The sequence below is a fragment of the Streptomyces sp. NPDC058469 genome (genome assembly GCF_042721125.1).
In the GTDB taxonomy this organism is placed as follows: Bacteria; Actinomycetota; Actinomycetes; order Streptomycetales; family Streptomycetaceae; genus Streptomyces.
Map to the genome: position 1 here is coordinate 1 of NZ_JBHXME010000278.1, position 7,939 is coordinate 7,939.

At 68.0% G+C, this 7,939-nt stretch carries 6 protein-coding genes; 5 read left to right on the plus strand and 1 reads right to left on the minus strand.

Features of this window, described 5'->3' with window-relative positions:
• Window positions 1–43: 43 nt before the first annotated feature.
• On the minus strand, window positions 44–2,335 hold the full coding sequence (locus ACFWP5_RS50920; RefSeq protein WP_384173769.1) for a (Fe-S)-binding protein: 2,292 nt from the start codon (window positions 2,333–2,335) through the stop codon (window positions 44–46).
• A 243-nt stretch (window positions 2,336–2,578) separates the two neighbouring features.
• Here ACFWP5_RS50920 and ACFWP5_RS50925 point away from each other — a divergent pair, with 243 nt between their 5' ends.
• The 5 genes from ACFWP5_RS50925 to ACFWP5_RS50945 all read left to right on the plus strand — a co-directional run bounded on the left by ACFWP5_RS50925 (window position 2,579) and on the right by ACFWP5_RS50945 (window position 7,880).
• Window positions 2,579–3,601: an MraY family glycosyltransferase gene (locus ACFWP5_RS50925; protein WP_384173772.1), complete on the plus strand. Its 1,023-nt coding sequence runs from the start codon at window positions 2,579–2,581 to the stop codon at window positions 3,599–3,601.
• A 96-nt stretch (window positions 3,602–3,697) separates the two neighbouring features.
• Window positions 3,698–5,542 carry a molecular chaperone DnaK gene (dnaK, locus tag ACFWP5_RS50930; RefSeq protein ID WP_384173775.1) on the plus strand — a complete coding sequence of 615 codons (1,845 nt, stop codon included), beginning with the start codon at window positions 3,698–3,700 and terminating at the stop codon, window positions 5,540–5,542.
• Complete coding sequence (grpE, locus tag ACFWP5_RS50935; RefSeq protein ID WP_384173778.1) at window positions 5,539–6,201, plus strand: nucleotide exchange factor GrpE; 663 nt, start codon at window positions 5,539–5,541, stop codon at window positions 6,199–6,201. Before dnaK ends, grpE begins: the two co-directional genes overlap by 4 nt.
• Before the next feature lie 33 nt (window positions 6,202–6,234).
• Complete coding sequence (dnaJ, locus tag ACFWP5_RS50940) at window positions 6,235–7,422, plus strand: molecular chaperone DnaJ (protein ID WP_384173781.1); 1,188 nt, start codon at window positions 6,235–6,237, stop codon at window positions 7,420–7,422.
• Window positions 7,423–7,427: 5 nt separating this feature from the next.
• Window positions 7,428–7,880 (plus strand): heat shock protein transcriptional repressor HspR, encoded by a 453-nt coding sequence (locus ACFWP5_RS50945; RefSeq protein WP_033284884.1) that lies wholly within the window; start codon window positions 7,428–7,430, stop codon window positions 7,878–7,880.
• Window positions 7,881–7,939 lie beyond the last annotated feature (59 nt).

Consider the following 7,939-nt stretch of genomic DNA (forward strand, 5'->3'; position numbering starts at 1 on the left):
CTTTCAGCAAGGGCGCGGGGCAACGTCGTAGTGAACAGGCCGGTTACTTCACCGGCGCCGGCTCCGGGGCGTTCTCCGGTTCCGATGTGCCCGCCGGGGGCTCGTCGTCGGCCGGCTTCCTGACCGAGTCGAGCAGCAGTTGAGCTACGTCGACCACCTGGATCGATTCCTTGGCCTTGCCGTCGTTCTTCTTGCCGTTGACGGAGTCGGTGAGCATGACCAGGCAGAAGGGGCAGGCCGTGGAGACGATGTCGGGGTTCAACGACAGGGCTTCGTCGACGCGTTCGTTGTTGATGCGTTTGCCGATGCGCTCTTCCATCCACATGCGGGCGCCGCCGGCGCCGCAGCAGAAGCCGCGTTCCTTGTGGCGGTGCATCTCTTCGTTGCGCAGGCCGGGGACGCTGGCGATGATCTCGCGCGGGGGCGTGTAGATCTTGTTGTGGCGGCCCAGGTAGCACGGGTCGTGGTAGGTGATCAGACCTTCCACCGGCGTCACCGGGATCAACTTGCCCTCGTCGATGAGGTGTTGGAGCAGCTGGGTGTGGTGGATGACCTCGTAGTCGCCGCCGAGCTGCGGGTACTCGTTGCCGATGGTGTTGAGGCAGTGCGGGCACGTCGCGACGATCTTCTTCGCCGACTTCGGCTTCGCGGACTCCGCTACGACCTTGCCGTCGTCGTCCAGTTCCTCGCCGAACGCCATGTTCAAGGCCATGACGTTCTCCATGCCCAGCTCCTGGAACAACGGCTCGTTGCCCAGGCGGCGGGCGGAGTCGCCGGTGCACTTCTCGTCTCCGCCCATGATCGCGAACTTCACGCCCGCGATGTGGAGGAGTTCCGCGAAGGCCTTCGTGGTCTTCTTGGCGCGGTCCTCCAGGGCGCCGGCGCAGCCGACCCAGTACAGGTACTCGATCTCGGTGAGGTCCTCGATGTCCTGGCCCACGACCGGGACCTCGAACTCGACCTCCTTGAGCCACTCCAGGCGCTGCTTCTTCGCCAGCCCCCAGGGGTTGCCCTTCTTCTCCAGGTTCTTGAGCATCGTGCCCGCCTCGGAGGGGAAGGCCGATTCGATCATGACCTGGTAGCGGCGCATGTCGACGATGTGGTCGATGTGCTCGATGTCCACCGGGCACTGCTCGACGCAGGCGCCGCACGTGGTGCAGGACCACAGGACGTCCGGGTCGATGACGCCGTTGTCTTCGAGAGTGCCGATGAGGGGGCGTTCGGCCTCCGCGAGCGCGGCCGCGGGGACGCCCGCGAGCTGCTCCTCGGTCGCCTTCTCCTCGCCCTCCATGGACTTGCCGCCACCCGCCAGCAGGTACGGGGCCTTGGCGTGCGCGTGGTCGCGGAGGGACATGATCAGCAGCTTGGGGGAGAGGGGCTTGCCCGTGTTCCAGGCCGGGCACTGCGACTGGCAGCGCCCGCACTCCGTACACGTGGAGAAGTCCAGCAGGCCCTTCCACGAGAACTGCTCCACCTGGGATACGCCGAACACGTCGTCGTCACCGGGGTCGGTGAAGTCGATCGGCTTGCCGCCCGACGTCATCGGGAGCAGGGCGCCGAGGGAGGTCTCGCCGGTCGCGTTGCGCTTGAACCAGATGTTCGGGAACGCCAGGAAACGGTGCCAGGCCACGCCCATGTCGGTCTTCAGGGCGACCGTGATCATCCAGATGAAGGAGGTCGCGATCTTCAGGCCGGCGAAGAAGTAGGTGAGGTTCTGGAGCGTGGAGACGTCCAGGTGCTCCAGGCCCGACACCACCGGGTACGAGATGAAGAAGGACGCCTCGTAGCCGTCGACGTGGTGCTGGGCGCCCTCAAGGGCGTGCAGCATGAAGATGCAGACGCCGACGATGAGGATGACGGCCTCGACGAAGTACGCCTGGCCGAAGTTCGAGCCGGCGAAACGGGACTTGCGGCCCGGCTTGTTCGGCTTGTTCAGCTGGCGGATGCCGATCAGCACCAGGATGCCGAGGACCGTCATCGTGCCGATGAACTCGACGAAGACGTTGTACGGCGCCCATTCGCCGATGACCGGCAGCAGCCAGTCGGCCTGGAAGAGCTGGCCCACGGCGTTGACGATCGTCAGCAGCAGCGAGAAGAAGCCCACCGCCACGAACCAGTGCGCGACGCCGACGACACCCCAGCGGTTCATCCGGGTGTGGCCGAGGAACTCCTTGGCCACGGTGACGGTGCGCTGGACGGGCTCGTCGGTGCGGGTGCCCGCTGGCACGTTCTGGCCGAGTCGCATGAAGGTGTAGATCTGCAGGACGGCGCGGGCGAACAGCGCCACACCGACCACGATCAGAACCAGCGACACGATGATCGCGGCGAGTTGCATTTCAGGGCTCCTCGGGCCTGCGAGGGGTCATGGCATTGCCAAGCACAAGCACATTACTAAGCGGTAACTTAATCGGTCTGTCCGAGACTACCGCCATCTTCTGTCGCACTGTAGCCAGCCGTGCGGTGATCTGTGTCGCTGAGGGTTGCCTAAAAAGGCCTGCTCCGGGCTTGTTTCAAAGCTTGTTACGGTCTGATCGTGTTATTCGTACTGAATTGGTACATTTGCGTCTAATTTAGATCCGTGCTCTACGGGATTCTCGTCGCCGCGACCGCCCTCCTCCTCTCCGCCCTCCTCGCCGCACTGCTCCGGGTGCCCGCCCTGCGTGCGGGAATCGTCGACCGCAGACGGCGCGCGCGCCCGGTACCGCTGCTCGGGGGACTGGCCGTCGTGATCACCGTCGTGCTGGTGGCCCATGCGGGCGAGTGGACCGGACTCGCCCCGCTCGACGGCGGTGTCGGCGGCTTGCTGGCCGCCGGGTCCGCCGTGGCCGCGCTGGGGCTCGTCGCCGACGTCTGGCGGCTGAAGACCCGGTTCCTGGTCCTCGGTACGGCGGTCGCGGCGGCCTGCGTCGTGCCGTACGGCGAGATCGGGGTGCCCGGCGGGTTGCTGGCCGCGGCCTGGATCGTGTTCGTCGCCGGTGCCTTCAAGGGGCTCGATCACGCCGACGGGCTCGCGGGGACCGTTGGGGTGGTCACCGCCTTCGGGGTCGGGGCCTGTGCCGCGATGGAAGTGATGGACGGGCTCGCGGTGTTGCTGAGTGTGCTGGCCGCCGCGCTCACCGGGTTCCTGATGCACAACTGGCATCCCGCGCGGATCGCGCTCGGCGCGTGCGGGTCGCTGTTCACGGGGTTTCTGCTCGCCTCGGCGGCCGTGCTCACGCAGGCCGGGCGCGGGTTCACGTCCAGTGCGGGGATCCTGTTCGCGCTCACCGCCGTCGCCAGTGCCGACGCCGTACTGGTGCTGCTGTCGCGGCGGCTGGCCGGGCGGGCGCTGCTGCGGGGCGGGCCCGACCATCTCGCCCACCGGCTGCGGAGATTGGGGCTCACTCCGCAGGGGGCGGTGGTGCTTCTGGGGATCGGAGGGTTCTCCGGAGTGCTCGTCGGGGTGCTCGTGCACAACGGGTGGGCGGGGGAGTCCGCCGTCATGTGGGTGGCGGGCGGGGCCCTGGTCGTCGTATTCGGACTGCTTAAAGTCTCTGTCTACGGGGCGCGGCGTGCCGTATCGTCGCAGGTCAGGGCGCAGTTGCGTGTAAGGAACGGATAAGAGTTGAGCCTGGTCGACTCAGCTCTGTTGACCCAGCGGTGAGTGTCGTGCACACTTGAGCCTGTTCCACTCAAGTCATTGCTGGAGGAATCAACCATGGCACGTGCGGTCGGCATCGACCTGGGCACGACTAACTCCGTCGTCAGCGTTCTTGAAGGCGGCGAGCCCACCGTCATCACCAACGCAGAGGGCGCCAGGACCACGCCGTCCGTCGTCGCCTTCGCCAAGAACGGCGAGGTGCTCGTCGGAGAGGTGGCCAAGCGCCAGGCGGTCACGAACGTTGACCGGACCATCCGTTCCGTGAAGCGCCACATGGGCACGGACTGGAAGATCGAGCTGGACGGCAAGAGCTTCAACCCGCAGCAGATGAGCGCCTTCATCCTGCAGAAGCTGAAGCGCGACGCCGAGGCGTACCTGGGCGAGAAGGTGGCCGACGCGGTCATCACCGTCCCGGCGTACTTCAACGACTCCGAGCGTCAGGCGACGAAGGAGGCCGGCGAGATCGCGGGCCTGAACGTCCTTCGTATCGTCAACGAGCCGACGGCGGCTGCGCTGGCGTACGGCCTCGACAAGGACGACCAGACGATCCTCGTCTTCGACCTCGGTGGCGGCACCTTCGACGTGTCCCTCCTGGAGATCGGCGACGGCGTCGTCGAGGTGAAGGCCACGAACGGCGACAACCACCTCGGTGGTGACGACTGGGACCAGCGGGTCGTCGACTACCTGGTGAAGCAGTTCGCGTCCGGCCACGGCGTGGACCTGGGCAAGGACAAGATGGCCCTGCAGCGTCTCCGCGAGGCTGCCGAGAAGGCCAAGATCGAGCTGTCGAGCTCCACCGAGACCTCGATCAACCTGCCCTACATCACGGCGTCCGCCGAGGGCCCGCTGCACCTGGACGAGAAGCTCACCCGCGCCCAGTTCCAGCAGCTGACGGCCGACCTGCTGGAGCGCTGCAAGACGCCGTTCCACAACGTCATCAAGGACGCCGGCATCTCCATCAACGAGATCGACCACGTCGTCCTCGTCGGTGGCTCCACCCGTATGCCGGCCGTCGCGGAGATCGTGCGCGAGCTGACCGGTGGCAAGGACGCCAACAAGGGCGTCAACCCGGACGAGGTCGTCGCCATCGGCGCGTCCCTCCAGGCCGGTGTCCTCAAGGGTGAGGTCAAGGACGTCCTGCTCCTCGACGTCACCCCGCTGTCCCTCGGTATCGAGACCAAGGGCGGCATCATGACCAAGCTGATCGAGCGGAACACGACGATCCCGACCAAGCGGTCCGAGATCTTCACCACCGCCGAGGACAACCAGCCCTCCGTGCAGATCCAGGTCTACCAGGGCGAGCGCGAGATCGCGGCGTACAACAAGAAGCTCGGGATGTTCGAGCTGACCGGTCTGCCGCCGGCCCCGCGTGGTGTCCCGCAGATCGAGGTCTCCTTCGACATCGACGCCAACGGCATCATGCATGTCACGGCCAAGGACCTCGGCACCGGCAAGGAGCAGAAGATGACCGTCACCGGCGGCTCCTCGCTGCCGAAGGACGAGGTCGACCGCATGCGCCAGGAGGCCGAGCAGTACGCGGACGAGGACCACCGTCGCCGCGAGGCCGCCGAGTCCCGCAACCAGGGCGAGCAGCTCGTCTACCAGACGGAGAAGTTCCTCAAGGACAACGAGGACAAGGTCCCCGGCGAGGTCAAGACCGAGGTCGAGGCCGCCGTCGAGGAGCTGAAGGCCGCGCTGAAGGGCGAGGACACCGCCGAGATCCGCACCGCCACCGAGAAGGTCGCCGCGGTCTCGCAGAAGGTCGGCCAGGCCATGTACGCCGACGCCCAGGCCACGCAGTCCGCGGGCGGCGACGCCCCGGGTGCCGAGGCTCCCAAGGCGGACGACGACGTGGTGGACGCCGAGATCGTGGACGACGAGCGCAAGGACGGTGCCGCGTGACGGAGGAGACCCCGGGCTTCGACGAGAAGCCTGATGTCCCTTCCGGCGCCACCCCCGACGACGCCGAGCCGACGGCCGCCTCCCCCTCCGGTAGTGGGGAGGGGGCGGCCCCGGCAGGGGACGCAAGTGCACAGATCGCCGGTCTGACGGCCCAGCTGGACCAGGTGCGCAAGGCGCTCGAAGAGCGCACCGCGGACCTCCAGCGCCTCCAGGCCGAGTTCCAGAACTACCGCCGCCGGGTCGAGCGCGACCGGATCGCGGTCAAGGAGGTCGCCGTGGCGAACCTCCTGACCGAGCTGATGCCCACGCTCGACAACATCAACCGCGCGCGGGAACACGGTGAACTCGTCGGCGGTTTCAAGTCGGTGGCGGAATCGCTGGAGACCGCCGCGGCGAAGATGGGACTGCAGCAGTTCGGCAAGGAGGGCGAGCCCTTCGACCCGACGATCCACGAGGCCCTCATGCACTCGTACGCGCCGGACGTCACCGAGACGACGTGCGTGGCGATCCTGCAGCCCGGGTATCGCATCGGTGAGCGCACCATCCGCCCCGCGCGGGTGGCCGTCGCCGAGCCGCAGCCCGGCGCCGCGCAGACCGGCAAGGCGGAGGACGAGTCCGAGGCCGGCGACGAGAAGGACAACGGCCCTGAAGAGGGCTGACGTAGCGAGCGGACAGAAGGAGGGACGTCGAGGATGAGCACCAAGGACTTCATCGAGAAGGACTACTACAAGGTCCTCGGCGTCCCCAAGGACGCCACCGAGGCCGAGATCAAGAAGGCGTACCGGAAGCTCGCCCGCGAGTTCCACCCGGACGCCAACAAGGGCAACGCCAAGGCCGAGGAGCGCTTCAAGGAGATCTCCGAGGCCAACGACATCCTCGGTGACCCCAAGAAGCGCAAGGAGTACGACGAGGCCCGCTCCCTCTTCGGCAACGGCGGTTACCGCCCGGGGCCGGGCGGCGCGGGCGGCGGCAACTTCAACTTCGACCTGGGCGACCTCTTCGGAGGCGGCGCCCAGGGCGGTGGCGCCGGGGGTGCCGGCGGCTTCGGCGGCGGGATCGGTGACGTCTTCGGGGGCCTGTTCAACCGCGGCGGCACGGGCACGACCCGTACGCAGCCCAGGCGCGGCCAGGACATCGAGTCCGAGGTCACGCTCAGCTTCACGGAGGCCATCGAAGGGGCCACGGTCCCGCTGCGGATGTCCTCGCAGCAGCCCTGCAAGGCCTGTTCGGGCACCGGCGACAAGAACGGCACACCGCGCGTGTGCCCGACCTGCGTCGGCACCGGCCAGGTCGCGCGCGGCTCCGGCGGCGGCTTCTCGCTCACGGACCCGTGCCCGGACTGCAAGGGCCGCGGCCTGATCGCCGAGCACCCGTGCATCGAGTGCAAGGGCAGCGGGCGCGCCAAGTCCTCGCGGACCATGCAGGTCCGTATCCCCGCGGGGGTCACGGACGGCCAGCGCATCCGGCTGCGCGGCAAGGGCGCACCGGGTGAACGCGGCGGTCCCGGGGGCGACTTGTACGTCATGGTGCACGTCGACGCGCACCCCGTGTTCGGCCGCAAGGAAGACAACCTCACGGTGACGGTCCCGGTGACGTTCGCCGAGGCGGCACTCGGCGGCGAGGTCAGGGTGCCCACCCTGGGCGGCCCGCCGGTGACGCTGAAGCTGCCCCCGGGCACGCCCAACGGCCGGACGATGCGGGCCCGCGGCAAGGGAGCGGTCCGCAAGGACGGCACCCGGGGCGATCTCCTCGTCACGGTCGAGGTGAGTGTCCCGAAGGACGTCACGGGGAATGCTCGTGACGCACTGGAGGCGTATCGAGAGGCGACCGCGGGCGAGGACCCGCGGGCGGAGCTGTTCCAGGCCGCGAAGGGAGCATGACAGGGATGGACGGCCGTCGACGCAACCCGTACGAGCTGACCGAGGAGACCCCGGTCTACGTCATCTCGGTGGCGGCCCAGCTCTCCGGCCTGCACCCGCAGACGCTGCGCCAGTACGACCGCCTCGGCCTGGTCTCCCCGGACCGCACGGCCGGGCGCGGCCGGCGCTACTCGGCCCGCGACATCGAACTGCTGCGCACCGTCCAGCAGTTGTCGCAGACCGAGGGCATCAACCTGGCCGGCATCAAGCGCATCATCGAGCTGGAGAACCAGGTCGTCGCGCTCCAGCAGCGCGTCGCGGAACTCCAGTCGGCGGTCGAGGGCGCGGCGGCGACGATGCAGCAGCGCGAGGCCGCGGTGCACGCGTCTTACCGGCGTGACCTGGTGCCGTACCAGGAGGTCCAGCAGACCAGCGCGCTGGTGGTGTGGCGGCCGAAGCGGCAGCAGTCCTCGGACTGACGTCCACTCAGACGTTCAATCACACGCGGAAGGCTCGCGAGGACGAGATGGTCGAGGCG